The 26,364-nt window shown below is 64.7% G+C and carries 24 protein-coding genes, 1 tRNA gene and 1 pseudogene; 17 read left to right on the forward strand and 9 right to left on the reverse strand.

Annotation, left to right across the window (positions count from 1 at the left end; all coding sequences use genetic code 11):
* Positions 1-27 precede the first annotated feature (27 nt).
* The 7 genes from ftsY (at position 28) to L2Y97_RS17000 (ending at position 4,845) form a co-directional block, all read left to right on the forward strand.
* The gene (ftsY, locus tag L2Y97_RS16970; protein ID WP_247428915.1) at positions 28-1,167 is read left to right on the forward strand and encodes a signal recognition particle-docking protein FtsY; all 1,140 of its coding nucleotides are present in this window, start codon (positions 28-30) and stop codon (positions 1,165-1,167) included.
* Between the two features lie 21 nt (positions 1,168-1,188).
* Positions 1,189-2,235: an AsmA family protein gene (locus L2Y97_RS16975; protein ID WP_247428917.1), complete on the forward strand. Its 1,047-nt coding sequence runs from the start codon at positions 1,189-1,191 to the stop codon at positions 2,233-2,235.
* The gene (gene mutY / locus L2Y97_RS16980; protein ID WP_247428919.1) at positions 2,232-3,278 is read left to right on the forward strand and encodes an A/G-specific adenine glycosylase; all 1,047 of its coding nucleotides are present in this window, start codon (positions 2,232-2,234) and stop codon (positions 3,276-3,278) included. The genes L2Y97_RS16975 and mutY overlap by 4 nt, the downstream gene beginning before the upstream one ends.
* Positions 3,275-3,553, forward strand: coding sequence for an oxidative damage protection protein (locus L2Y97_RS16985; protein WP_247428921.1), 279 nt, complete (start codon positions 3,275-3,277; stop codon positions 3,551-3,553). The genes mutY and L2Y97_RS16985 overlap by 4 nt, the downstream gene beginning before the upstream one ends.
* Positions 3,554-3,619: 66 nt before the next feature.
* Positions 3,620-3,695, forward strand: a tRNA-Phe gene (locus L2Y97_RS16990).
* Positions 3,696-3,954: 259 nt separating this feature from the next.
* On the forward strand, positions 3,955-4,194 hold the full coding sequence (locus L2Y97_RS16995; RefSeq protein WP_247428923.1) for a hypothetical protein: 240 nt from the start codon (positions 3,955-3,957) through the stop codon (positions 4,192-4,194).
* Positions 4,195-4,206: 12 nt separating this feature from the next.
* Positions 4,207-4,845, forward strand: coding sequence for a hypothetical protein (locus L2Y97_RS17000; protein ID WP_247428924.1), 639 nt, complete (start codon positions 4,207-4,209; stop codon positions 4,843-4,845).
* On the opposite strand, the gene L2Y97_RS17005 is transcribed toward L2Y97_RS17000, so the two are convergent.
* Positions 4,842-5,306: a hypothetical protein gene (locus tag L2Y97_RS17005; RefSeq protein WP_247428926.1), complete on the reverse strand. Its 465-nt coding sequence runs from the start codon at positions 5,304-5,306 to the stop codon at positions 4,842-4,844. The two genes, L2Y97_RS17000 and L2Y97_RS17005, sit on opposite strands and share 4 nt — an antisense overlap.
* A 193-nt stretch (positions 5,307-5,499) precedes the next feature.
* Between L2Y97_RS17005 and L2Y97_RS17010 the strand changes: the two genes are divergently transcribed.
* The 3 genes from L2Y97_RS17010 to parC all read left to right on the forward strand — a co-directional run bounded on the left by L2Y97_RS17010 (position 5,500) and on the right by parC (position 9,945).
* Positions 5,500-6,336, forward strand: coding sequence for an endonuclease/exonuclease/phosphatase family protein (locus tag L2Y97_RS17010; RefSeq protein ID WP_247428929.1), 837 nt, complete (start codon positions 5,500-5,502; stop codon positions 6,334-6,336).
* 160 nt (positions 6,337-6,496) lie between these two features.
* Positions 6,497-7,513: a proline iminopeptidase-family hydrolase gene (locus L2Y97_RS17015; protein WP_247428932.1), complete on the forward strand. Its 1,017-nt coding sequence runs from the start codon at positions 6,497-6,499 to the stop codon at positions 7,511-7,513.
* 191 nt (positions 7,514-7,704) lie between these two features.
* Complete coding sequence (gene parC / locus L2Y97_RS17020) at positions 7,705-9,945, forward strand: DNA topoisomerase IV subunit A (RefSeq protein WP_247428934.1); 2,241 nt, start codon at positions 7,705-7,707, stop codon at positions 9,943-9,945.
* Between the two features lie 86 nt (positions 9,946-10,031).
* On the opposite strand, the gene L2Y97_RS17025 is transcribed toward parC, so the two are convergent.
* On the reverse strand, positions 10,032-10,520 hold the full coding sequence (locus L2Y97_RS17025) for an NUDIX hydrolase (RefSeq protein WP_247428936.1): 489 nt from the start codon (positions 10,518-10,520) through the stop codon (positions 10,032-10,034).
* Positions 10,521-10,668: 148 nt separating this feature from the next.
* Between L2Y97_RS17025 and L2Y97_RS17030 the strand changes: the two genes are divergently transcribed.
* Positions 10,669-11,454 carry a phosphodiester glycosidase family protein gene (locus L2Y97_RS17030; protein WP_247428938.1) on the forward strand — a complete coding sequence of 262 codons (786 nt, stop codon included), beginning with the start codon at positions 10,669-10,671 and terminating at the stop codon, positions 11,452-11,454.
* Positions 11,455-11,495: 41 nt separating this feature from the next.
* Here the strand turns inward: L2Y97_RS17030 and L2Y97_RS17035 are convergent, their stop codons facing one another.
* The 6 genes and pseudogenes from L2Y97_RS17035 to map form a co-directional block, all read right to left on the reverse strand.
* Entirely contained in the window at positions 11,496-12,980 is a 1,485-nt protein-coding gene (locus L2Y97_RS17035) for a hypothetical protein (protein ID WP_247428940.1), read from the reverse strand.
* A 1,123-nt stretch (positions 12,981-14,103) separates the two neighbouring features.
* Complete coding sequence (dapE, locus tag L2Y97_RS17040) at positions 14,104-15,237, reverse strand: succinyl-diaminopimelate desuccinylase (protein WP_247428942.1); 1,134 nt, start codon at positions 15,235-15,237, stop codon at positions 14,104-14,106.
* A gap of 1 nt (position 15,238) precedes the next feature.
* Positions 15,239-15,592 (reverse strand): arsenate reductase, encoded by a 354-nt coding sequence (locus tag L2Y97_RS17045; RefSeq protein ID WP_247428944.1) that lies wholly within the window; start codon positions 15,590-15,592, stop codon positions 15,239-15,241.
* A 4-nt stretch (positions 15,593-15,596) separates the two neighbouring features.
* Positions 15,597-16,583: a 2,3,4,5-tetrahydropyridine-2,6-dicarboxylate N-succinyltransferase gene (gene dapD, locus L2Y97_RS17050; protein ID WP_247428946.1), complete on the reverse strand. Its 987-nt coding sequence runs from the start codon at positions 16,581-16,583 to the stop codon at positions 15,597-15,599.
* A pseudogene (gene glnD / locus L2Y97_RS17055) lies at positions 16,522-19,068 on the reverse strand ([protein-PII] uridylyltransferase); the annotation flags it as partial. The pseudogene glnD and the gene dapD, both read right to left, overlap by 62 nt.
* Before the next feature lie 66 nt (positions 19,069-19,134).
* Positions 19,135-19,902, reverse strand: a complete 768-nt coding sequence (map, locus tag L2Y97_RS17060; RefSeq protein ID WP_247428948.1) for a type I methionyl aminopeptidase — start codon at positions 19,900-19,902, stop codon at positions 19,135-19,137.
* A 383-nt stretch (positions 19,903-20,285) separates the two neighbouring features.
* Between map and rpsB the strand changes: the two genes are divergently transcribed.
* Positions 20,286-21,143 (forward strand): 30S ribosomal protein S2, encoded by an 858-nt coding sequence (rpsB, locus tag L2Y97_RS17065; protein ID WP_247428951.1) that lies wholly within the window; start codon positions 20,286-20,288, stop codon positions 21,141-21,143.
* Between the two features lie 84 nt (positions 21,144-21,227).
* Entirely contained in the window at positions 21,228-22,106 is an 879-nt protein-coding gene (gene tsf / locus L2Y97_RS17070; RefSeq protein ID WP_247428953.1) for a translation elongation factor Ts, read from the forward strand.
* Between the two features lie 554 nt (positions 22,107-22,660).
* Here tsf and L2Y97_RS22400 read toward each other — a convergent pair.
* Positions 22,661-22,792 carry a hypothetical protein gene (locus L2Y97_RS22400; protein WP_256452053.1) on the reverse strand — a complete coding sequence of 44 codons (132 nt, stop codon included), beginning with the start codon at positions 22,790-22,792 and terminating at the stop codon, positions 22,661-22,663.
* Between the two features lie 608 nt (positions 22,793-23,400).
* Here L2Y97_RS22400 and pyrH point away from each other — a divergent pair.
* The 4 genes from pyrH to L2Y97_RS17090 all read left to right on the forward strand — a co-directional run bounded on the left by pyrH (position 23,401) and on the right by L2Y97_RS17090 (position 26,361).
* Positions 23,401-24,123, forward strand: a complete 723-nt coding sequence (gene pyrH, locus L2Y97_RS17075) for a UMP kinase (protein WP_247428956.1) — start codon at positions 23,401-23,403, stop codon at positions 24,121-24,123.
* 90 nt (positions 24,124-24,213) lie between these two features.
* Positions 24,214-24,771 carry a ribosome recycling factor gene (gene frr, locus L2Y97_RS17080; RefSeq protein WP_247428959.1) on the forward strand — a complete coding sequence of 186 codons (558 nt, stop codon included), beginning with the start codon at positions 24,214-24,216 and terminating at the stop codon, positions 24,769-24,771.
* A 21-nt stretch (positions 24,772-24,792) separates the two neighbouring features.
* Positions 24,793-25,530, forward strand: a complete 738-nt coding sequence (gene uppS, locus L2Y97_RS17085) for a polyprenyl diphosphate synthase (protein WP_247428962.1) — start codon at positions 24,793-24,795, stop codon at positions 25,528-25,530.
* 12 nt (positions 25,531-25,542) lie between these two features.
* The gene (locus L2Y97_RS17090; RefSeq protein ID WP_247428965.1) at positions 25,543-26,361 is read left to right on the forward strand and encodes a phosphatidate cytidylyltransferase; all 819 of its coding nucleotides are present in this window, start codon (positions 25,543-25,545) and stop codon (positions 26,359-26,361) included.
* The last annotated feature ends 3 nt before the right edge of the window (positions 26,362-26,364 follow it).

Raw genomic sequence — 26,364 nt, forward strand, 5'->3', positions numbered from 1 at the left:
GCCTATTGTCTTTGAATCCCCCGCGCAATGCTCAAGTTCTGGAAGAAGAAGCCCGCCGAACCCGCCGCGACGCCCGAAGCGCCGCCCCTGGACGAGCGCGTGGAACAGGCCGCAGTCCCTGTCACGTTCGACAGCAGCCCGGTCACGGCGGAGGCGCTTGCCGAAACCGCTCCGCCCGAGCCCGAGGCGCCCGAGCTGGAAGCCGAAGCGGAGGCGACCGTTGTCGCCGCAGAAGCCCAGGCCGCGCAGCCGGTGAAGCGCAGCTGGCGCGAGCGCCTTTCCGGCAGCGGCTTCGCGAAGAGCCTGTCATCGCTGTTCGTCCGCAACCCGCGCCTGGATGACGACCTCCTCGATGAACTTGAAACGGCGCTGATCACCGCCGATGTCGGCGTGGAAGCCAGCACCACGCTGGTGGAAGACCTGCGCAAGCGGATGCACAAGCGCGAGTTCGCCGATGCCAGTGCCTTGCTCAAGGCCCTGCGCGAACAACTCGTTACCCTGCTGAAGCCAGTCGAGCAGCCGCTGGACGTCAGCACGCATACCCCTTTCGTCGTGCTTACCGTCGGGATCAACGGCGTCGGCAAGACCACCACCATTGGCAAGCTGGCGCGCCGGTTCAGTGATGAGGGGCGCAGCGTCATGCTCGCGGCGGGCGATACGTTCCGCGCCGCTGCCGTGGAGCAGCTGAAGACCTGGGGCGACAGGAACCAGGTGCCGGTGGTGTCGCAGGGCCAGGATGCCGACGCGGCCAGCGTGATCTTCGATGCCTTGCAGGCCGCACGGTCGCGGGGCACCAGGGTACTCATCGCCGATACGGCGGGCCGCCTGCATACGCAGGGCGGCCTGATGGATGAGCTGGGCAAGATTGGCCGTGTCATGAAGAAGCTGGATCCCGGCGCCCCGCACGAAGTGCTCATGGTGATCGATGGGACCACTGGCCAGAACGCCATCAGCCAGGTGCGCCAGTTCCGCGACACCGCTGGCGTGACCGGGTTGGTCGTGACCAAGCTGGATGGGACGGCCAAGGGCGGCGTGATGTTCGCCCTGGCACGTGAGTTCGGCCTGCCGATTCGCTACGTAGGCCTCGGCGAGACCGCGACGGACCTGCGCGTGTTCGATGCCGAGGCGTTCGTGGACGGCCTGCTGCCAGCGTCGCTCGGCGGCTGACGGCCCCCCCCCGCCGGCACGATGAAATATCGCCTGCGCACCTTCCTCCTTGCGACCGGGGGCTTTGTCGCCGCACTGGTGATCGCTGCGATCATCGCGACGTACGTGGTGCTCCAGCCCGAGCGCTTCACCTCGCTGCTGCAGGCGCGAGCGAAAGCCGCCGGGTTGTCGCTTACGCTCGCCAGCCCGGCAACGCCCACGCTTTGGCCCAGCCCTGCCCTGGAGCTGGATGGCGTGACGTTGCGCCTGCCTGATGGCGGAACACCGCTGGTCGTCGCTTCACGAGGGAAGCTGGTGTTGCCCTGGCGAACCCTGATGGGCCGCGACACCAGTATTTCGCGGCTTGAAGTGGAGGGCGCGCGGATCGACATGGACGCCGTATCGGCGTACCTCGATACGCTGCCAAAACGTCCCAGCACGGCGGGTGCAGCCCTGCCCACGATTGACGCCGGCTTCCACATCAGCAGGGGCACGTTACTGCGCGGGAATCGCCTGGTCCTTTCCAACGTGGAAGCAGACGCGGGCCGCCTCGCCAGTGGCCGCCGCTTCAGCCTTTCGCTCGCTGCCGCGACCGACGACGGACACCCCTACCAGCTTGTGCTCGCCACCCTACCCACGCTGCGCGATGGCGTTCTCACGCTGGATGACCTCACGCTCGATATGGCGTCGCCCGAACATTTCGAGACGAACCTCAAAGGCTCGGCCCTCTGGCGGGGCGGTGCGGATGTAGGCGCATCGCTCGCAGGCCGGCTGTCCCTTGAGAAGATGGCCTCATACGCCATGCTGCTGAACGTCACGCCAGCCAACCAGGAAGATCCGTTGTATATCGCGCTCAAGCTCGATGGCGAGACGGGCCACGCTGACCTGCGCGTGCCACCGCTCGCGCTGGCGGACTGGTGGGCCGGTGTACAGGCGGGCAGCGCGCCCGCGCTGCCTCCAGCACTGGGTAGCGCGGATGTGGAGGCTGTCGACGCCGGCAGCGTGCAAGTGAAAGGCCTGCGCATTCGCGCCACGCCAAACGTCCCGGTATCCGCCTCCAGCAGCGCACCTGCGAGTGGCTCGAAGTGAACCGTTTCGCCAGCGAACTGCTGCGGTGGTTTGACCATCACGGGCGGAAGGACCTGCCTTGGCAGCATCCACGCGATGCGTACCGTGTCTGGCTGTCGGAAATCATGCTACAGCAGACCCAGGTCGTGACGGTCATTGGCTACTTCCAGCGCTTCGTCGAGCGCTTGCCGACCCTGCGCGACCTTGCCGAAGCCGACGAGGACACCGTGCTGGCCCTCTGGTCGGGGCTGGGTTATTACCGGCGCGCGCGGTTCCTTCACCAGGCGGCCAGGCACTGCATGGCCGAACACGGTGGTGAGCTGCCTCGCGATCTTGACGCGCTGATGGCGCTTCCGGGCATCGGTCGTTCCACGGCGGGCGCCATCCTCGCCCAGGCATACGGCCTGCGCTTCCCCATCCTGGATGGCAATGTGAAGCGCGTGCTCACCCGCTTCCACGGAATCATCGGTTTCCCGGGCGAAAGTGCCATCGAGAAACGCCTGTGGCAGCATGCCGACGCCCACACGCCGGACGATCGCACCGCCGACTATACGCAGGCCATCATGGACCTGGGTGCCACGGTGTGTGTACGCAACAAGCCTGCCTGCCTGCTCTGCCCGCAGGCCACGACATGCGTGGCGCACCGCGATGGCCTCACAGCGGTTCTGCCCACGGCGAAGCCAGGAAAAAAGATCCCTACACGCTCCGTGGCCATGCTCTTGTTGCGCGATGCGCGCGGTCGCGTGCTGCTGGAGCGGCGTGGCCCGACGGGCGTCTGGTCAGGATTATGGAGCCTGCCCGAGGCGCTGGATGCCGATAGCGCACCCGGTGCCGCCGCCGCCCTCGCCCGCGTGGGCACCGCCGATGCCCTGCCTGCGTTTACCCACGTTTTCAGCCACTACCGGCTGGATATTTCCCCCATCCTCTTCGACCATGCGGCCCCCCTGCGCCGCGTAAGCGACAGCGCCGACAGGCGCTGGTGCACGCCAGGCGACCTGGCAAGCCTTGGCCTGCCCGCCCCCGTGCGCACGCTGCTCGACCATCTTCCGGAGATCACCCCATGACGCACATGGTCCATTGCGTAAAACTTGGCCGCGAGGCCGAGGGCCTCGATTTCGCCCCGTGGCCCGGCGAGCTTGGCAAGCGCGTCTACGACAACGTCTCGAAGGAGGCCTGGGCGCAGTGGCTGGCGCACCAGACGATGCTTATCAATGAGATGCGGCTATCGCCGCTCGATCCGAAGACGCGAAGCTTCCTTTCCGGGGAGATGGAGAAATATTTCTTCGGGGGCGATGTCGTACAGCCCGCCGGTTACGTGCCGCCCGACGAAAAGGCTTGACGCCGGGCGCGCCACCCGATTTAATACGCGGCTCCACACGCCGCAAGTCAATCTGCTGGCACTCGTGGCTCGGTAGCTCAGTTGGTAGAGCAGGGGATTGAAAATCCCCGTGTCGGCGGTTCGATTCCGTCCCGAGCCACCATCTATTCGAACAAAAAAGCCCGCTCCCTGAGCGGGCTTTTTTGTTCGCTCGGTGCAGCCCCCTCCCCTGATGGGAATAAATCGCATCGGACCCGTCATTTTGCCCCCGCTCCCGCCGGGCTGAAGCGTCGAGGTCCCGATGAGCGATTCCGAGTCGGTTCGCCCACACACGAAGTGGCCGACGCCTACATACGAACGCCGCAGACGATGCGAACCTGCGTGTCCATCACAGCACGGCCGAATAAGGCCATGGGCGCCCAATGACCGCGGAATTCGTTGCCAACCTCGCCGATCGCGTCGGCAGGCTCGAGGTCGATGTCGGCCATATCTCCAGGAAAGTCTCAACCATCGAGGAGCGCATCTCGCATATACCGACCCGGGCCGACCTGTGGAAGACCGTTGCCGTCGCCGCTGGCGCGGTCATTGGCGCTATGTGGTTTGCCCTCCAGTTCTTCGCCAAGCCCTACCTCGATTCGCTTGCCTCACAACTGATCCGCTGAGGAGAACCCAATATGCCTGCCCACAGCCCGGGATACCTGCAACGTCCGCCTGAGAGCGGCAACGAGACGTTGCTCATCGCACTCCTTAGAAGCATGGATGGCCGTCTGAAAGGCATGGATGACCGCCTGCAGAGTATGGATAGCCGCCTGCAGGGTATGGATAGCCGCCTGGAGGGCATGGACAGTCGATTGCAGAGCATGGACAGTCGACTGAACGTGGTTGTCGACAAGGTCAGCGCCGTCGAAGCCAGCGTCGCCCGAATCGAGACACGACTGGACAACGTGGAGGCACGTACCGACCGGATGGAGGTGCGGCTTGATCGCATCGAGCTGCGGCTGGGCCGGATCGAATCCACGGTCGATCGGCTCGAGGTTCGCGTCACGCGGCTCGAACAGGATGTGGGCACACTCACGGTGAGCGTCACCCGACTTGGGCATGATATAGGCGCGCTGCAGGTTGGCCTGGGCAAGGTCGACAGCGACGTGAACACGCTCGAGAGCCGCATAGGCACCCTTACGATCGACGTGGGCAAGCTCCGAAGCTGGAAGCGGCTGGCCACGGGAGCTGTCGCCGGAGCCGCGGCAACTGGCAGTGCAGTCGCATGGCTTGCCGGAGGTGGCGCGAAATCAATCGCGAAGTGGTTTAACTAGCCTTCGACATCACGCCCAGCCTGCGCGGTGCATACACGCAGCGCCTCGTCCACGATCGCTTGCTCATCGTTTACGGTGCCTGGCGTGGTTCGCGATAGGCTGGCGATTCGTATATCCATCGCCGCACGCAAGCGCTCCTGAGCCACCTGGCCGCAAGGGGTACGGGGCTTCCAGGCATCGGTCGCTACCGCGCGCTTGCGTAGCACCGCCATCTGAACAGTCCGCTGGTCACCCGCGCTGCTCTCCGTCGCCGCGACCTGAGCACGCCAGTCACTCACCACGCCATGGAGGTCGTTGCTGTCTGCCGTGATCGCTGCGGCATCACGCTGGCGCGCACCATGGGAAGCCGTAAGCGCGAGGATGAGCGTGGCGAGGGACGCCAGGAACGCAACGCCCACCACCACGATGACGGCGCGTCGACCATTGCTGGGGCTATGCGACTGGGGGGCTTGTTCCGTCATGGCGGAATCCTTGCAGGGTCCAGGCGCTTATTGTGCCCCAGGATGCCGCCCGGGCCGTCCATAGCCCACCCCGCGCGACGAAATGCCCCACCGCCCCTTGCGGAAAGGGAATCAACGGAACGGGACGTAAGTAACATGCTCCCGCCACGTTACGTCGCTATAGTCGAACGCTTCTCCACAGGAAGCCGACCGCATGTCCCGTCTGCGTAACCTCGCCCTCCTCGCGGCGCTCGCCGCCATATTCGCCGGCCCGGCCGTTGCGGCTGGTGATCTCAAGGTCATGACCTTCAACGTGCGCACCATTACCGGGCCTGACGGTCCGAACCGCTGGGACATGCGCAAGGATCTGTTCGCGGACACGATCCGCCAACTGGACCCCGATGTGATCGGCACACAGGAGCTTGCACAACAGCAAGGCGATGACACCGTGGCCCGCCTGCCCCAGTTCGTCTGGTTCGGTCGCGACCGGTTCGGCGGCCACAAGGACGAACACATGGGCATTTTCTATCGGAAGGATCGCCTGAAACTGGTGAAATCCGGCGATTTCTGGCTATCCGATACGCCTGACAAGGTCGCAAGCATCACCTGGGGCAACGTCTTCCCGCGCATGGTGAATTGGGCGCTCTTCGAGCGCCTGTCGGACCACAAGCAGTTCTACCTGCTCGACACGCATTTTCCGTACCGCGATAACGACGAGGAGGCGCGCTCGAAGTCGGCGCATGAAATGGCCGAATGGGTAAAGAAGCTTCCGGCTGGTACGCCGGTGGTAATCACCGGCGATTTCAATACAGGCCCGGATAGCGAATCGCACCGCATGCTTACCGCAACATTCAAGGATGCGTGGCCGACCGCACCCAAAAAGGATGGCCCGGAAGAAACCTTCCACAATTTCACCGGTAACGCGACCAAGCGAATCGACTGGATCCTCTATCGTGGCCTTGAACCGAAGAGCGTCCGGACCATTACGATTTCGAAGGATGGGCGTTACCCATCGGACCATTTCCCTGTCCAGGCTGATTTCGCCTTCTGAGCTAGCATGCGCGGATAGGGGTGTCCCTGGCACCTCCTGTCCGCGTATCGGTGCCCGAAAACGCCGGCTGGATCCCCTCAGGGAGGGCGAATTCGCTAGAACGCTTGCGGTAGGTAAGCGCTAACGCGATAGTCGCAATATCTTCCGGGAGGTTCGACCCATGCGCCGCTTGCTGACGCTTCTGTTGCTCGCTTTTACCGTGTTTGCGGCCCACGCCGCCCCACCGCCGTCCTATTTCGACAATACCGGTCGCGATGACGTGTTGTCCGGCGGCGTCAAAATGATCACGATCGATACGCCGAAGGGAAAATTCCGCGTATGGACGAAGCGCGTGGGAAACAATCCTACGATCAAGGTGCTTCTGCTACACGGCGGCCCGGGCGCGACCCACGAGTATTTCGAGGCGTTCGACAGCTATTTCCCCGGCGCCAGCATCGAGTATTACTACTACGACCAGCTCGGCTCGGCTTTCAGCGACAAACCAACGGACGAATCGCTGTGGGAAATCCCGCGTTTTGTCGAGGAAGTGGAACAGGTGCGCCAGGCCTTGCACCTGGACAAGGACAACTTCTACCTGCTCGGCCATTCCTGGGGCGGCGTTCTCGCTATCGAATACGCGCTCAAGTACCAGCAGCATCTCAAGGGGCTGGTGATCTCGAACATGGTCGATAGCATTCCCGCGTACAACGTGTACGCCAAAACCGTATTGATGCCGGCGATGGATCAGAAGAAGCTGGCCGAGGTGCAGCGCATGGAGCGCGAGCACAAGACCAGCGATCCGGCGTACATGGCCATCCTGACACCCATGCACTACGAGCAGCATGTGTTGCGTATGCCGGCGGACCAGTGGCCGGATCCGGTCACGCGCGCCTTTGGCCATATCAACGAACAGATTTACGTGTCCATGCAGGGGCCGAGCGAACTGGGTGCCAGCGGCAAGCTGCTGCATTGGGACCGTAGCAAGGACCTGGCAAGGATCAAGGTCCCTACCCTGGTCATCGGCGCCACGTACGACACGATGGACCCGAAGTACATGGAGGCCATGTCCAAGAAACTGCCCAACGGGCATTTCCTGTTGTGCCCCAAGGGCGCACATCTGGCCATGTATGACGACCAGCAGACCTATTTCACGGGGCTGATCAAGTTCCTGAAGGAAACGGACGCGGCCAAGCCCTGAGGCACATCCCATCGCGCGCAAGCGCGCTCCTACACCAGCCGCCCCGTCGCGGCTATCCGTGACCCCTTGTAGGAGCGCGCTTGCGCGCGATCCGGCCTTCCTCGCCGCCCAGTCTTCGCTCCTGAGACGTCTTTCTGGCACCATCGTCCGGTTAACGACGCGCCGCGGCGCGCTGCCGGATCGCTAAATACATGAATTTGCAAGCCAATTACGAACAGATCCCGCTCAAGGACTACGCTGAGCGCGCATACCTCGATTACTCGATGTACGTGGTGCTGGATCGCGCCCTGCCCTTCATCGGCGATGGCCTGAAGCCGGTCCAGCGGCGCATCATCTACGCCATGAGCGAGCTCAGCCTGGGCGCCCAGGCCAAGCCGAAGAAATCCGCCCGAACCATCGGTGACGTGATCGGCAAGTTCCACCCGCACGGCGATTCCGCATGCTACGAGGCCATGGTGCTCATGGCCCAGCCGTTCTCGTACCGCTACCCGCTGGTGGATGGCCACGGCAACTTCGGCTCTTCGGACGATCCGAAGAGCTTCGCGGCCATGCGTTACACGGAATCTCGCCTCACCCCCATCGCGGAGGTGCTGCTTTCCGAGCTGGGCCACGGCACCACCGACTGGTCGGCGAACTTCGACGGCACCCTCGAGGAGCCCACGTGGCTGCCGGCGCGCGTCCCGCACGTGCTGCTCAATGGCTCCATGGGCATCGCCGTGGGCATGGCCACTGACATCCCGCCGCACAACCTGCGCGAGGTCGCCAGCGCCTGCATTCGCCTGCTCGACGATCCGGACGCGACCATCGCCGATTTGTGCGAGCACGTCCAGGGCCCGGATTACCCCACCAAGGCCGAGATCATTACGCCACGGCGCGAGCTGGTCGCGATGTACCAGTCCGGAACCGGTTCGGTGCGTGCGCGGGCCATCTACGAGCGTGATGACGGAAATATTGTCATCACCGCCCTGCCCCACCAGGTATCGCCATCGAAGATCCTGGAGCAGATCGCTGCGCAGATGCGCGCGAAGAAGCTGCCGATGATCGAGGACCTGCGCGACGAATCCGATCATGAGAATCCGATCCGCCTGGTTATCGTGCCGCGCTCGAACCGCGTGGATGTGGACGAGATGATGCAGCACCTCTTCGCCACGACGGACCTGGAGAAGAGCTTCCGCATCAACATGAACATGATCGGTCTGGATGGCCGCCCCCAGGTGAAGGATCTGAAGACGATTCTCGCTGAGTGGCTGCGCTTCCGCACCGATACGGTCACCCGGCGCCTGAACCACCGCCTGAGTCGCGTCGAGCGCCGCCTGCACCTGCTGGAAGCACTGCGTATCGCCTACCTCAACCTGGACGAAGTGATCCGCATCGTCCGCACCGAGGAAGAGCCGAAGCCGGTGCTGATCGCCCGCTTCCGTCTCGATGAGGAACAGGCCGATTACATCCTCGAAACCAAGCTGCGCCAGCTGGCCCGCCTGGAAGAGATGAAGATCAACGAGGAGCGCGACAAGCTCGAGGAAGAGCGCGCCCGGATCAATGTCCTGCTGAAGTCCCCGGCCAAATTGAAGAGCCTGATCAAGGATGAGCTTCGTGGCGATGCGGAAAAGTTTGGCGACGAGCGCCGTTCGCCGCTGATCGAGCGAAGCGTGGCCCAGGCTCTCGACGAGAGCGCCCTGGTTGCCTCCGAGCCAGTCACGGTCGTGCTGTCGCAGAAGGGCTGGGTACGTGCCGGCAAGGGCCACGATGTGGATGGCGAAGCGCTGTCCTACCGCGAAGGCGACAGCCTGGCGGCGATTGCCCGCGCCCGAACGACCCAGCAGGTGGCGTTTATCGACTCCACCGGTCGCGCTTACGCCACGCCGGCGCACACACTGCCTTCGGCACGCGGCAACGGCGAGCCGCTGACAGGTCGCTTCAGCCCACCGGCGGGCGCGCGCTTTGATGCGGTCGTCGCGGCCGACAACGATACCCGCATCGTACTTGCGACCGATTTCGGCTATGGCTTCGTGACACGCTTCGAGGCCCTCACGGGCCGCCAGAAGGCCGGCAAGCAGATCATCTCGCTGAGCGATGGCGCCCGCGTGCTTGCACCTGCCATCACCCCGGATCCGTCGCGCGACCGCATCGTGGTCGTCACCAGCGAGGGCCACCTGCTGATGTTCTCGGTCGCCGAGTTGCCGGAGCTCGACAAGGGCAAGGGCAACAAGCTGATCGAGATCCCGAAGGCGAAGCTCGCTTCGGGCGAGGAACGCGTCGTCGGCGTGGCGGTGGTCACCGAGGGCAAGGGCGAGGTCACCATGTACGCCGGCGCCCGCAAGCTCACACTGAAATGGGCGGACCTGGTTGAGTACGGCGGCAACCGCGCCACCCGCGGTGGCGTGCTGCCGCGCGGCCTGCGCCGCGTGGAGCGGATCGAAACCAGCGGCTAAGGCCCTGTTTTTGCAGGAGCGCGCTTGCGTGCGATGTCGGGATACAGCAAGCCCCATCGCGTGTGAGCGCGCTCCTGCAGGGTCCGCTAGAGCCGGCTATAGCTCCACGACACCATCCGCCCATCCTTGTACGGCATGACGCCGTGGAAAGGTCTCGGATCGGCGTCGAACACGAGCGGCAGGAAGTGGCGATCGCCCTCCCACATGGGCAGGGCTTCCAGTTCGTCGGCCTTTACCCATTCCAGCGTGCCCTCTGGATTTGAGGACATGGCTTCGCCTTCAAACGCGGTGATGACGAAGATAAAGCCCAGCCAGTCCTCGCCGTTCTTGCCAAATCCAGGCCAGTTCAGGGTTCCGCGCAGGCTCATTTCGGTGCATTCGATGCCTGCCTCTTCGCGGATCTCGCGGCGCATGCACGCGGCAATATCCTCGCCCGGCTCCATCTTCCCGCCCAGGCCGTTGTACTTGCCCAGGTGCTGGTCATCCTTGCGGGCATTGCGATGGATCATGAGTACGCGCTGGCCGTCTGGCGACAGCACGTAGCCGAGCGTGGCGACGATGGGCGTATAGGGCATGGTGTCGGAGGGTGCAGGCGGTAAACCCTGAAGTTTACGCCCTATACACTCACAGCGTCCGCGCCACCCCATCGCCACGCACAGACCCTTGCACATGCCCCATCGGCCCGGCGAACATCAGGGAATGCCCCACCGCCGTTTTCGCAACATGGCCACTCTCCTCCTCCGCAGTCTCGCCCTCGCCAGCCTCACGGCCTTCGCCTTCGGCTGTGCCGCGCCTGCCGATGCAGTGGATGGTCGTGACCTCGTTTTCGATAGCCAGTCGTACTACGTGGCGAAAGTCGACACCCGGCGGGAAGATATCGAGTTGTTCTGGCGCAATCCCGATAGTGGCCAGCCGTTCGCCAGCATTGAAGCGCTGAAGACCTGGACAGCGGGTAAGGGCCGGCCCCTCTCGTTCGCCACCAATGCCGGCATCTATGACCGCGACTTCCGACCGCTGGGCCTGTACGTCGAGAACGGCAAGGCCGTCGTCCCCTTGAATCTTGCCCATGGCAACCCACGCTCGGGAAATTTCTCACTGCTGCCCAATGGGGTATTTGCCATCTACGACGACGGCACCGCCCAGGTCAGCACCACGGAAGCCTTCCGCAGCGCAGGGCGCAAACCTCGCTGGGCCACCCAGTCCGGACCGATGCTCGTTATCAACGGCGAGGTGAACACGCAGTTCGATAATGGATCGGACAGCATGAAGTGGCGCAGCGGTGTATGCGCCACCTCAGCGCACGATGTGGTGTTCGTCGTGAGCCGCGCACCGGTCAACTTCCACTCGTTTGCCCGGCTGTTCCGCGATGAACTCGGCTGCCGTGATGCCCTGTTCCTGGATGGCACCATTTCACAGGCATGGACCCCCGCCGATGGCTACGCTGGGGCCCCCGCGTTCATGACCAAGCCATACGCGGGCATGGTCGCCGTCTTCCCCAAGGCGAGATGACGCCGTGTGCCCTCAGGCCCCACACCGCGCTTTCCCGCCGACTAATATGTAGGAAACCGCAGCATCACGGCGTCAAACCACGCGACCCGGGATTTCACCGGCAACGGCGAGTTGGGACGCGTACGGAAATCCGCACAGACGTTGCTCGCGTCGCAGGTATTCCAGCCGGCCTCGTAGATGGTGTAGTAGGGAATGACGCGCCCCGCGTTGCCGCGCAACGGAAGCTCCCACAGGATTTCGTAGCGCGGGTTCAGGGTTGACGCCAGCGGCGTGGCGCGCATGAGGTTTCCACGGTGGTTGCGTGCCGCGATCCACTGCCTGAGGGCAGAAAGATCGGGAATCCAGTGCGTGCTGCGGTGGAAGGCGGTATCGGCATTGCTGAAGATGTGGACCAGCGATAATGCCGTCTGCGCAGTGTCCGTGGTGCCGTGCATCACATCCAGGCCGAAGGTGATCTTGGGGGCAGCGCCATCGCTCCCGCCGGCGGCCACGCGGACGTTTCCAACGACGTCGAACTTGACCGATTTCGAGGCCGTGACCGACTGATCCTGTGAATCCTGGGGATAGAGACGACGAAGGCGCGGGCGCACCGGGCAGTCGAAGCGCAAGTGGGCATCAAGGCCATCACACTCGAACACCAGGGTGTTGGCGACGCCTGGATAGGTCGAGTTGAGCGGCCAGGCCGAGATGGTCTGATGATGTGCCAAACCGCCCCAACCCGAATGAATAGCCAGGTCCAGCAGGTTGTGAATGGTGCCGTCGCGGTCCACGACACCTTCATAACCGGACCGCCGTGTGAAGCCAAACCCCGCACCATCACCGACGGTCTTCACCCACATGGCGTAACCCACCCGCGAGCGTTCGACCCTGTCTTCGCCGCGAATGAATGCCCACTCCGTGGTCAGCGTGAGCAGCGCGTCCTTTGTATCACTGAACGGTTCGATCACGACGTTGCGAGGCGCAGCCGCGTAATGGGAAAAGATTCCGTACTGGCACCAGCGGCGGATTTCGGAACGAAATGCCCTCCGCTCGGCGTGACTCGGCGTGGCGTCCCCGAATAACGCATGGTGCATTTCACGGCTGAACGAGCGACAGATCGTCCCAGGTGTGCTGGCGACGAATTCAAGCGCCACGGTGCGTGATCCGTTACGAGCTACCGCCACGCGATCGCCGCGACCCGGTGCCGTGGGCTCATCGCCGTTGGCACGCTGCCACACTGCGAACGCGTTGACGCGATCTTCGTCATTCGCGGCGGCAATGCCGTGAACCCCCAGGCCTTCCCGCGGATCGAGTACCCAGGCACCCGTTTCAGGCCAGGTGTGCACGTGCTCAGGCAGTGCGCCGCCAATCATGGAACCGCCCCCGATGATCGCGAACGGTGCACCCTCATCTAACATACCCGAGAGGAGCGGGCGCAACACGGTGACCGAATCGGATGCATCGATACGAAACACCGGCAGGCCCGGTACCGACGCATCGTCACGCGTGACAGCGCCCGCGCCGGCACTCATCAGCAAGCACGTCATCCCAAAGCACCATTCCTTCCATTGCATGTCGCTTCTCCCTGGTTAGTGAAGCACAGCATGGCAAGGATGAGCGCCACAAAGAATCAGCCCTATCCTCCGGATCGTGTAGGGCATACGGAAGCGGGCGTCATCAACGGACGACGTCACACCGGCGCCCCTAGCGCAAAGGCAACCGGAGGGTGATGCCGTCTGCCCAGCCAACCTTCGCCTTGACGGGCAACCCAGGCGAAGGATATCGCCGGTAGTCCTTGCAATGGTTCCCGTGGATGCAGGTGTTCCAACCGGCCTCGTACACCATGTGGTAGGACAGCTCCCGCCCTGCGTTGCCCTGCAAGGGGAGCTCCCATACCATTTCATGCCTTGGGTTGAGCGTGGATGCCAGCGCGGTGGCCTTGGACAGCGCACCCGTGTGGTCACGCGCTTCGATCCACCGCTGCAATGCGAATATGTCGGGCCGCCACCAGGTCGAGCCTCCTTGCGGAGGGCCTGTCTCTGATCGGGCAACGGTGTGGGCGTGCCGAACAATGCGATCGCCAGCTTCCGACTCAGCTGGCGGCAGGCGATCGACGGTGAGGCCACCAGCATGTTGAACTCGATGTGCTGCCGTACACCGGGCGCCAGGGGCGCACCATGGCGCAAAGGCGCAGGTTCCTCTGGTGCCGCATCGGCCGGCCATGTCCAGGCGCGAAGCATGCGTTCGCGCGCGTCGTCATCTACCGCATTGAACCCGAAGATCCCAAGGGTATCCGTGGCATCCAGCACCACTGTGTTCGTCGCAGGCCACGCATGCGCTGAGGTCGGGCGCATGCGCGCGAGCCACGCCGGTTGGCCCGCGAGAGCGATTCGCTTTCCGTCGTCGATCGCCCGCTCGATGTAAAGGCGCAACGGTGACGTTGCGTCGCTTTCATCAACCTTGATCAGCGTGATTGGTGTATCGCTCCCCGCAACGGTCTGGATGGTCACGCTACGGGCGGCGCCTGGGGCCAGCAACGCCAGGCTCAGGCAAAGAACAAAAGGACATCTCATGGCGATCCTCGCGCGACGGCAGATCGCGAAAGGGTCGCAGGCCGCGAGACACGCGGCCATGCGGATGGGGCTCTACCCTGTGAAGGGCTCGCGCTCGCTACGGCGTGAGCATGCGCTGACAGATCAATGCGTAGAGGTCTGGCAGCCGCTGCAGGTCGGCGATGGACACGCACTCATCCACTTTGTGGATCGTCGCATTCACCGGTCCCAGCTCAATCACTTCGGCCCCCATGGGCGCGATGAAGCGGCCATCGCTCGTGCCGCCGCCCGTGCTCTGCTCAGGATCCAGCCCGCAAAGCTCGCGGCACACGGCCGCGACGACGTCCCGTAACCGGCCGCCCGGCGTGGCCAGGAAGGGATGTCCGGACAAATGCCAATCCGCGGTGTAGTCCACCCCGTGTGCCGACAACAGGGCCTCGGCGCGTGTGCGCAGCCCATCGGCCGTGCTGGCTGTGGAGAAACGCCAGTTCACCAGCGCGACCAGATCGCCGGGGATCACGTTGTTGGCGCCCGTACCGGCGTTGATGTTCGAGACCTGGAACGACGTGGGCGGAAAATCGCCATTGCCCTCATCCCAGCGCTCGGCCGCGAGTGCGGCAAGGGCGGGAGCGAACGTGTGGATCGGATTCCTTGCCTTCTCCGGGTAAGCCACGTGGCCCTGGATACCGCGCACCGTGATCGTGGCCGATAGCGACCCACGGCGTCCCACACGGATCAGGTCGCCCAGCCGCGCCTTCGCCGAGGGCTCGCCGACCACGCAATAATCAATGCGCTGGCCGGTGGCCTCGAAATGGGCGACCACCTCGCGGACACCATGCAACGCCACGCCCTCCTCGTCGGAGGTCAACAACAGGCCGACGGTGCCCGCGTGATCGGGGTGCGTGCCTACGAATCGCTCCAGCGCCACGACCATCGCTGCCACGGAGCCTTTCATATCCGCCGCGCCGCGACCGTAGAGCATGCCGTCGCGCTCGGTGGGGACGAACGGCGGCGTGGCCCAGTGCTCTTCCGGGCCGCTCGGTACGACATCCGTGTGGCCCAGGAAGGCGAGCACGGGCCCTTCCGTGCCGTGCGTGGCCCACAGGTTATCGACATCGCCGAAGCGCAGGTGCTCGATGCGGAAGCCGAGCGCCGCGAGGCGCCCGGCGATCAGCGGCAGGCAGCCGGCATCCTCGGGCGTCACGGAACGACGGGCGATCAGGTCACGGGTGAGCTCGAGGACATCGGACATGTCAGGCACCGAAGCGCTTCTTGTAGGCGTTGTCCGTAAAGCCCACGGCGACATCGTCACCATGGACCAGCACCGGCCGCTTGATGAGTGCGGGGTATTCCTTCAGCAACAGGGTCCACTCCGGGTCGGTGCGTGGATCCTTACGCTGGGGCAGGAGCGTGCGCCAGGTCGTGGACGCCTTGTTGACCAGCTTCTCCCAGCCGCCCACCTTTTCCGACCACGCCTTCAGCGTGCCCGGCGGCACCGGGTTGGCGCGGTAATCCACGAACGTGTACTCGACACCGAAGCGATCGAGCCAGTTACGCGCCTTCTTGCAGGTATCGCAGGTGGGCAACCCGTAGATCGTGACTGCCATGGTGTCAGTCACCGCTGCGCAGCAGTTCGTTGATACCGGTCTTGGAACGGGTCTTCTCGTCCACCTGCTTCACGATGATCGCGGCGTACAGGCTATGGCTGCCATCCTTCGCGGGCAGGCTGCCCGCGACGACCACGCTGCCGGCCGGCACGCGGCCGTAGCTGATTTCGCCGGTGGCGCGGTTGTAGATACGGGTGGACTGGCCGAGGAACACCCCCATGCCGATCACCGAGCCCTTCTCGACGATCACACCCTCGACCACTTCGGAGCGGGCGCCGATGAAGCAATTGTCTTCAATGATGGTGGGGTTGGCCTGCAGCGGCTCGAGCACGCCACCGATGCCGACGCCGCCGGACAGGTGCACGCCCGCGCCGATCTGCGCGCACGAACCGACGGTGGCCCAGGTATCGACCATGGTGCCAGCGCCGACATAGGCGCCGATATTGGTGTAGCTCGGCATCAGCACGGCATCTTTCGCGATATGTGCGCCGCGGCGCACCAGCGCACCCGGTACGACACGGGCACCGAGGTTCGCGTATTCGGTCGCGTCGCCATCGGTGAAACGCAGCGGCACCTTGTCGAAGGCGCTGGACGGGCCGCCATCCATGACGCGATTGCCGTTCATGCGGAAGTACAGCAACACGGCCTTCTTCAGCCACGCATGGGTGACCCAGCCACCCTTGCCATCCGGCTCGGCCACGCGGCGCTCACCGGATTCAAGCAGGTTGAGCACCTGGTCGACGGTGTCGCGCAAGCCGCTTTCAATTTCGGACTGGGTCAGGTCAGCGCGACGCTCAAAGGCGTCTTCGATCACGGATTCAAGCGTTTGCATTTGCATCAAGGGTAGTCCTGGGGGTTTCGAAACCGATGTGGCGCAGCAGGCACTCGCGCAGGATCTCCTGCCGCTCGGGCGATAACGGCGCGTTGCTTCGGTCGGTGAGCTGGAAGAAGTCTTCGACGCGCTCGCCGAACGTGGCGATACGCGCATCATGCACGCGCACCTCCGCTTCGGCCAGCGCCTGCGACACCGCCGCCAGCAGGCCGGGGCGGTCGGTACACACGAGCGATAGCTGCGTGCGTTCGCCGATGGGATGGAACGCGATGCGCGGCGGCATCTGGAAATGCCGCAGGTGGCGGGAAATGCCCCGTTTGGGCGCACTGTGCCCTTCGGGGTGGTCCAGCGCGCGCATGAGGCGCAAGCGCAGTTCCTCGGCTCGCTGCAGCGTCGCCGGCGCCTGGGTATCCGATTCCAGAAGGAGGAATGTATCCAGCGCCATGCCCGTGTTCGAGACCAGGATGCGCGCTTCGACAACGGAGAAGCGCAGCCGGTCGAGCACCGCCGTCACAGTGGCGAACAAGCCGTCACGATCGGGGGTGTATACAAAGAGTTCCGTGCTGCCACGGACCGAGAAGGGGTGCACCTCCACCAACGGGGTGGCCCCGCCAGCACGAAGGATCGCCGCCGTTTGCCACGCTACCTGCTCGGGCCGGTGGCGCAGGAAACTCAGGTCAGGGAATTCCGCCCATACCCTGGCGATGTCATCCGCGGCGAAATGCTCGGCCACCAGCATGCCCAGCGCGCGCTCCCGGCATTCGCGTACACGCGAACCGGCGATCGTGGCGTGGCTTACATCGCTGCGCAGGGCGAAACGCGTGGCGGTGTACAAGTCGGCCAGCAGTCGGTCTTTCCAGGCATTCCACAGCTTGGGGCTGGTACCGATGATGTCCGCGATGGTCAGCAGGTACAGGTGGTCCAGGTGCTCCCAGTCGCCGACGACGCTCGCGAAGCGGTGGACGACGTCAGGGTCGGTGATGTCCTGTCGCTGCGCTGTCGTGCTCATGAGCAGGTGCTGGCGAACGAGCCACGCCACCAGTTCCACCTGTTCCTCGGGAAGCCCGAGGCGCGTGCAAAATGCGCGGGCGTCTTCTTCGCCAAGCGCGGAATGATCGCCACCACGGCCCTTGGCGATATCGTGGAACAGCGCCGCAAGCAGCATGAGTTCCGGGCGTTCGATATGCGGCCAGATCTCGCAGCCAACGGGGAAATCGCGCCGGGCGGCGGGATCGGCAAAGCGCGCCACGTTACGCAGCACGCGCAAGGTGTGCTCATCCACCGTGTATACGTGGAACAAGTCGTACTGCATGCGCCCCACCACCTTGCCGAACGCAGGCAGGATGGCGGCGAGAAGGCCATGGCGATTCATGCGCCAAAGCGCGTCGACGGCGGGCGCGCCACGGCGCAGCAGCGCCAGGAAGGCATCCAGCACGGCCTGGTCATCGGCCAACCCTTCGCCGTGCAGCGATACCGCGTGTTGTATGCGCCGCATGGTTTCCGCCGTGAACCCGGTGATGCCGGGCTCGTCGAGGCGGGCGATAAAGATTTCGACCAGCGCGGCCGGCCTGCGCACGAACAGGTGGGGGTTACGCAACGCGATGCGCGCGCCGTAGCGTACGTAGTCGCTGCCCACCGGTTCCGGTTCGGTGGTTGGGTCAAGCATTTCCTCGAAGCGCTCGACCAGCTGCGTGCCGGATCGTTCGATCTGCGTCGCGGCGCGATAGTAGCCCTGCATGAACTGCTCGACGCCGAGGTTCTTTGCGTGCTCGTCCTCAAACCCCAACCGCTCGGCCAGGGCGCGCTGGTAATCGAACAGCAGCCGCTCTTCCGCCCGACCTGCCTCCAGGTGCAGCGCGTACCGATAACGGCGCAACGTGGCCTCGGCTCGGCTGAGCTTCGCGGCTTCCACCGGCTCAAGCAGCCCCTCGGCGACCATCGCATCGAAGTCCGGTGCGTTGGCGAGGCGGCGGCCCAGCCAGCGCAGGGCATCCAGGGTGCGCAGCCCGCCAGGGCCATCTTTCAGGTTCGGCTCCAGGTTCTGCGCGGTGTCGTCGTAGCGGGCGTGGCGTGCATCGCGCTCGGCCAGGCGCGCGGCCAGGTAGTCACGTGGCGGCCACAGGGCAGGATCATCGAGGATGCCGCGCATCTGCTCGGCGAGGATGGGCCAGCCCGCTAGGCGCCGGCCATCCAGCAAGCTGGTGAACACACTGGCGTCGCGGGCGGCCAGCTCACGACACTGCTCCACCGTGCGTACCGCATGGCCTGGTTTCAGGCCGATATCCCATAGGCATGCGAAGAAGTGCTCCAGCGCCCGGTACAGGGCTGGCGAGCTCTCGCCCACCATGGCCAGGAGATCCACGTCGGAACACGGGAAGAGCATGCCGCGACCGAAGCCGCCAACCGCGAACAGGGCGGCGGCGGCCATATCGCCCAGGCACGCGCCCCAGGTGTGCACGACCACCTTTTCAACGATTTCGGCCCGGCGCCGGGCCAGGGCGGAGGCATCTTCACCTTCGCGGAAGGCGGTATCCAGTGCGCGATCGGCATCGCCGAGCAACTGGCGCAACGAGCGGCGTGCTTCGGGCGAGACACCCGAACGCGGTACGACGGCGGGCAGGCGTGGAAGCGGGGGAAGCGTCACGTCGGGGCCCCTTGGCGCGTGTTTGGGCGCCCACGCGCCGCCGGGGCGCTGTGGGCGCGGGGATCGTCAGGCGGCGTCCGGCCAGGGTGTCAGGATCTCAAAGCCATCTTCCGTGACGGCCACGGTGTGCTCCCACTGGGCCGAGAGCGAGTGGTCCTTGGTGACCACCGTCCAGCCGTCGGGCAATGACTTGGTATGCGGCTTGCCGGCATTGATCATCGGCTCGACCGTGAAGGTCATGCCCGGCTTGAGCTCAAGGCCCGTGCCGGAGCGGCCGTAATGCAGCACCTGGGGCTCATCGTGATAGACCTTGCCGATGCCGTGGCCGCAATACTCGCGCACCACCGAGAACCCCGCTGCCTCGGCGTGCTTCTGGATCGCCGCGCCAACGTCACCCAGGGTCGCACCGGGCTTCACGGCCTCGATGCCCTTCATCATGGCCTCGTAGGTGGTATCCACCAGGCGCTTCGCCAGCACGCTGGGCGTGCCCACGAAGTACATGCGGCTGGTATCGCCGTGCCAGCCATCCTTGATGACCGTGACATCGATATTGATGATGTCGCCGTCCTTCAGGACCTTCGTATCGGTCGGAATACCGTGGCAGATCACATGGTTGACCGAGGTGCACACGGTTTTCGGGAAGCCCCGGTAGCCAACGTTCGCCGGAATGGCCTTCTGCACGTTCACGATGTGATCGTGGGCCAGGCGGTCCAGTTCCTCGGTGGTGACGCCCGGCTTGACATGGGGCACCAGCATGGCCAGGACTTCGGCGGCCAGGCGGCCGGCCTCGCGCATGGCCTGGATCTCTTCGGGGGTCTTCGGTACGACTGCCATGGTATCTCTCTCTTTTTCCTTTGCCCTCAGGGGGATGGGCCTACCACCCACGTGGCGGCGCCCCCGGCGGATTTCCAGCCCCACGCTTGCGGTGCGCGGTGGCCAGAGGCTACAATTAGCGAGTTTTGCTGCCCGGCGAAGCCACCTATGCGTGGCCACGGGAGCGAAACGACAGCGCGATTGTAACCGCACGACGCCACCATTGGCCCGGCGCAAGGCAATCGCTTTTAACGCCACACACGCATCGGCACCGCCTTCGGGGTGCCCTGTCCCGCCATCGACGAGCGAAAGGCTCCGTGGCAAGGACCGGGTCGAAGCCGGGGATGCGTGGAGGTCCCAACCCCCATAGAACCGCCCCAGAGCGGTTCACCAGGAGTAATTCCATGGCACAAGTCACCATGCGCGAGATGCTGGAAGCCGGCGTCCATTTCGGCCACCAGACCCGCTACTGGAACCCCAAGATGGCTCCGTACATCTTCGGCGCCCGCGGCAAGATCCACATCATCAACCTCGAGAAGACCCTCCCGCTCTTCAACGACGCGATGAACTTCCTCTCGGGCCTGGCCCAGAAGGGCGGCACCATCCTGTTCGTCGGCACCAAGCGTTCGGCCCGCGAAGCCCTGGCTGAAGAAGCCGGCCGCGCCAACCAGCCGTTCGTCACCGCCCGCTGGCTCGGCGGCATGCTGACCAACTTCCGCACCGTGAAGCAGTCGGTTGCCCGCCTGAAGGAACTCGAAGCCGCCGAAACCGACGGTTCGTTCGATCGCCTGGTCAAGCACGAAGTGCTGGCCCGCCGCCGTGAGCGCGAGAAGCTGCAGAACTCGCTCGGCGGCATCAAGGACATGAACCGCCTGCCGGACGCGCTGTTCATCGTGGACATCGGCCACGAAGACATCGCCGTGCAGGAAGCCCGCAAGCTGGGCATCCCGGTGGTCGCCGTTGTCGATACCAACTACGACCCGGCCCTCGTCGACTACGCCATCCCGGGTAACGACGACGCCATCCGCGCCATCCAGCTCTACGCCCGTGCCGCTGCCGATTCCATCCTGGAAGGCAAGGCCGCCGCTCCGCAGCACGCCGCCCGCGGCGATGCCAACGAGTTCGTCGAACTGGACGAGGAAGGCAACCCGGTCGCAAAGGACGAAGCCCCGCGTGGCGAGCGTCGCAACGACCGCGGCCCGGCCAAGAAGGGTGCACCGCGTCGCGAAGGCGGCCGTGACGGTGGTCGTGGCCGCGCGTAAGCGCCCCACCCCGTAGCTCGCTCTTCCGCTTTACCCGCGCCGCGGCACCTGCCGCGGCGCACTTCAAAACTTTGAGGAATTACCATGGCTGAGATCACCGCAAGCCTCGTCAAGGATCTGCGTGAGCGTTCCGGCGTCGGCATGATGGAGTGCAAGAAGGCACTCGTCGAGAACAACGGCGATATCGAAGCGGCAATGGAAGCGCTGCGCAAGAGCGGCGCCGCCAAGGCTGACAAGAAGGCCGACCGCGTGGCCGCTGAAGGCCTCATCGCCGTCGCCCAGAAGGCTGGCGTTGCCGTCCTGGTCGAAGTGAACAGCGAAACCGACTTCTCGTCGCGCAACGAGCAGTTCATCCAGTTCACAAAGGATGTCGCCAACGTCGCCCTCGAGACCGGCGCCAAGGATATCGACACGCTGAAGGCCGCCAAGCTCGGCGACTCCACCGTGGAAGATGCCGCCAAGGCCCTCACGCTCACCATCGGTGAGAAGTTCGACGTGCGCCGCATGGCCCGCATCGAAAACGACGGCCCGATCGGCGCGTACTCGCACGGCGGCCGCATTGGCGTGCTGGTGTCGCTCAAGGGCGGCTCGGAAGAGCTGGCCAAGGGTATCGCCATGCACGTGGCCGCGATGAACCCCAAGTTCATCAAGGTCGAAGACGTCCCGGCTGATTTCCTCGAGAAGGAAAAGGAAATCGAGCTGTCGAAGATGTCGGACAAGGAAAAGCAGAAGCCGGCGGAAATCCTCGAGAAGATCGTTTCGGGCAAGGTCAACAAGATCCTGGCCGACGTGACCCTCGTGGGCCAGGCTTACGTGATCGACACCGACCTGACCGTCGCCGAAGTCCTGAAGAAGGGCGGCGCCGAGATCGTGGCTGTCGAGCGCCTGGCCGTTGGCGAAGGCATCGAGAAGGTGGTGGACGATTTCGCCGCCGAAGTGATGAAGCAGGCGGGCTTGGCGTAAGCCACCCCACCCCGCTGACGAAAAAGGCCGCGAGCAATCGCGGCCTTTTTTTATGCGGTTCTTTCGCTGGCGCGAATGCATGTGTTGAGCGGCATCCGCCGCCTCGCGCTGGTGGTGTTGAGGCCGAGAGCCGTCGGTGCCCACCCTCGCGTCGATGCTGCGGCTACGCCGCCATGTCTTTGATTCGCGCACAAGGTGCGCTCCTACAACCGCCGCCCCGTTAGCGAGCCATGGGCCAGCCCGATGTAAGGCTGGCCTACGGCCGCTCTCTTGTGCGGAACTCGCCTCGAGGGTGGGCACCGACGGCTCTCTTCACCCATGAGGTGGCGTGCCGGCGAGCTCGCATCTTATGCCGCCACGCCCTTGTAGGAGGTCACCCTGTGGCCGACAGCTTTTCGCGATACCGCCGCAGGGCTTGGGTGCTCGGCGTAAAGATGTCGCCCACAGGGTGGGCTCCTACACGGGGTACCGCGATTTGCGGAACGGATGCGCCATGCTCGTGCAGGCGCGTGCTTGCACGCGATCAGCCGGCGCAGCGATGACGCCGTAACCCATCACTGCGCGACAGCTACCACAGTCGCCGGCAGGTGCGCCGGGCTGGCCATGACAAACGAGCCCATCGCCGACACGCAGGTCAGCACGGCGGCAACGAAGAAGGACTTGAGCAGGAAGGTTTCAGCTTTCATGGCGATGCTCCGTGAGGTGGATCAGGTGGGGCCAGGCCCCGTTGCCCAAGACGTTGCATCCGCCGTGCCAACCCAAACCACAACCCACAAACGGCGCCACGACGCCGTTTCCGCCGATCCACGCCACACAACCACGCCTGTCCGCGGACGAAGCCGCTGTCCGCTCATACCTGTCCGAACGCACCAATCTGCCCGCAGACAACGCCGCGGCTCTCCCACCACTCAACCTCATGAGTCAAAAGAGCCGTCGGTGCCCACCCTCGAGGCGAGTTCCGCACAAGAGAGCGGCCGTAGGCCAGCCTTCCATAGGGCTGGCCCATGGCTCGCTAACGGGGCGGCGGTTGTAGGAGCGCACCTTGTGCGCGAATCAAAGGCACGGCGGCGCAGCCGCAACATCCGACGCGAGGGTGGGCACCGACGGCTCTTCGCCTCAAAACCACCGGCGCGAGGCGGCGCAAGCCGCTGACCACACGCATTCGCGAACGCGAATGAACCGATTCCATAGCGCAAGCGCGAATCGCCAAGCCCGCGACACTTTTCACGTACCTGTAACAAAGAACGCACGCTACACTACGCCTGTTTTGCCCCACACAATCTGGAGACCCCCCATGAGCACCCCGCTGAATCACCGCCGAATCCTGCTCAAGCTCTCCGGTGAAGCCCTCATGGGCAGTGAAGACTACGGCATCGACCCCAAGGTCATCGGCCGCCTCGCCAAGGAAATCCTCGAAGTGATCGCCGCCGGCGTCCAGGTCGGCGTCGTCATCGGCGGCGGCAACATCTTCCGTGGCGCCGGCCTCGCCGCCTCCGGCATGGACCGCGTCACCGGCGACCACATGGGCATGCTCGCCACCGTCATGAACGCCCTCGCCATGCAGGACGCCATCGAAAAGCTCGGCGGCGAAGCCCGCACCATGAGTGCCATCAAGATCAACGAAGTCTGCGAAGACTTCATCCGCCGCCGCGCCATCCGCCACCTCGAAAAGGGCCGCGTCGCCCTGTTCGCCGCCGGCATCGGCAACCCCTTCTTCACCACCGATTCCGCCGCCGCCCTGCGCGCCGTTGAAGTCGGTGCCGACCTCCTGCTCAAGGCCACCAAGGTCGATGGCGTCTACAGCGCCGATCCCAAGCGCGTGGCCGACGCCACCCGGTACGAGCACCTCACCTACAACCAGGTCATCGAGCGCCGCCTCGAGGTCATGGATACCGCCGCCATCGCTCTGTGCCGCGAAAACAAGCTGCCGCTGCGCATCTACGACATGACCGAGCCGGGCAACCTCATGAAGATCATGCGCGGCGAGCCCGTCGGCACGCTGGTCGACGCCGGCTAACCCCTTCCCGGCCCCTGGCGCGGTGCGGCACGGCCCCACCGCGCGCTTTGCTATACTCGCCTGCTGACCTGATCCACGGAAATACCGCCCATGATCAATGACATCAAGAAAGATGCTGAGACCCGCATGGGCAAGAGCATCGATTCGCTCAAGCATGACCTGAAGTCGATCCGCACCGGTCGTGCCAACCCGTCGATCCTCGATAACATCAAGGTGCCCTATTACGGCACGGATACGCCGCTCTCGCAGGTCGCCAACGTGACCACGCCGGATGCCCGCTCGCTCTCGGTCAAGCCGTTCGACAAGGCCATGATCGGCCCGATCGAGAAGGCCATCATGGCGTCGGACCTGGGTATCACCCCCACCACGATGGGCATGGATATCCGCCTGAACTTCCCGCCGCCGACCGAGGAGCGCCGCAAGGAGCTCGCCAAGAGCGTGGCGAAGGAAGGCGAACAGGCCAAGATCGCCATCCGCAACGTCCGCCGCGATGCCATCCAGCACATCGACAAGCTGCTGAAGGACAAGGCCGTGACGGAAGACGACAAGAAGCGCGCCGATGACGACATCCAGAAGCTGACGGACAAGTTCGTCAAGGAAGTGGATGACGTCGTCAAGGAAAAGGAAAAGGAGCTGATGGCGCTCTGACGCGCCATCGGTCCTGCGCCCATGGCCGCGAAACCCGAACCCCGGGTTCCCCGCCACATCGCCATCGTCATGGATGGCAACGGCCGCTGGGCGAAGAAGCGCCTGCGCCCGCGCACGTTCGGCCACCACGCCGGCCAGAAGGCCGTGCGTGAGGCCGTCGAGTTCTGCCTGCGCCGTGGCGTCGCGTCGCTCACCCTTTTTGCCTTTTCCAGCGAGAACTGGGCTCGCCCCGAGGGCGAGGTCTCCGCGCTCATGGAGCTGTTCCTGAAGGCAATCGACCGCGAGGTGGATGAGCTGCATGGCAACGGCGTGCGTATCCGCTTCGTGGGCGACCTGGACGCCTTTGCGCCCGAGTTACGCGCCCGCATGCGTGGCGCCATGGAGCGCACCGCGGGCAATGCCGCGTTGAACATGAACGTCGCCGTGAATTACGGGGGCCGCTGGGATATCGCCCATGCCGCCCGCCTCGCCGCCGAAGCTATCGGCCGCGGTGAATTCAGCGCTGCGGATCTCGATGAGCAGCGTCTCCACACGTACACCTGCCTGGCTGACCAGCCGCCGCTCGACCTGTTCATCCGCACGGGCGGTGAGCGCCGGGTCAGCAACTTTCTGCTCTGGCAGCTTGCGTACGCCGAGCTCTACTTCACCGACACCCTCTGGCCCGATGTCGACCACGCCTGCCTTTCCGAAGCGCTGGATGACTACGCCCGCCGCGAGCGCCGTTATGGCCGCACCGGCGAACAGGTCGCCACGAGCTAACGCCGGACCCCCATGCTGAAACAACGCATCATCACTGCGGCGATCCTCCTCCCGATCGTACTCGCCCTCATCCTGCTGCCGCCCACCGGGTTCTTTGCAGCCGTTGCCGCGATCGCCTTCGTGGGCGCTGCGTGGGAATGGGCCCAGCTGGCCGGTTTCCGCACGCAGATCGGGCGGGGTGTCGTGGCAGCGGCCGCCGCCGTCATCATCATCGTGATGCTTCTGGTGCGCACCCACGGCCTGCTGGCGGCACTGACCTTTGCCGGCGTCGCGTGGTGGATCGGCTGCTGCTTCTGGCTGCGTCATTTCACCTTTGCAGCGGCACCCAACAGCGAAAACCGCATGCTGAAGCTCGGCGCGGGCCTGCTGGTCATCGTGCCGGCGCTTGCCGCCGCAGCCGACATTCACGCCAGCGAGCGTGGCCATGGCTGGACCTTGCTGGCCCTGGCGATCGTATGGGCCGCCGATACAGGGGCCTACTTCAGCGGCCGCTATTTCGGTCGACGCAAGCTCGCCCCCCGCATCTCCCCGGGCAAGACCTGGGCAGGCGTTTACGGCGCGGTCGCCGCCGGTGGCCTTGTCGCCCTGGTGGGTGGCTGGATCCTTGGCGTTGATGACACCGGCAAGCTTGTTGGCCTGGTCATCCTGGGCTTCGTCACCGTCGCCTTCGCCGTTGTCGGCGACCTGTTTGAAAGCCTGATGAAGCGGCATGCCGCCGTGAAGGATTCGGGTAGCCTGATCCCGGGTCACGGCGGCCTGCTCGATCGCATGGATAGTGTGTTCGCTGCCCTGCCCATCTTCGCGGCAGGCAAGCTCCTGCTGGGGCTGTAAGCC

Source organism: Luteibacter aegosomatissinici, assembly GCF_023078495.1.
Lineage (GTDB): Bacteria > Pseudomonadota > Gammaproteobacteria > Xanthomonadales > Rhodanobacteraceae > Luteibacter > Luteibacter aegosomatissinici.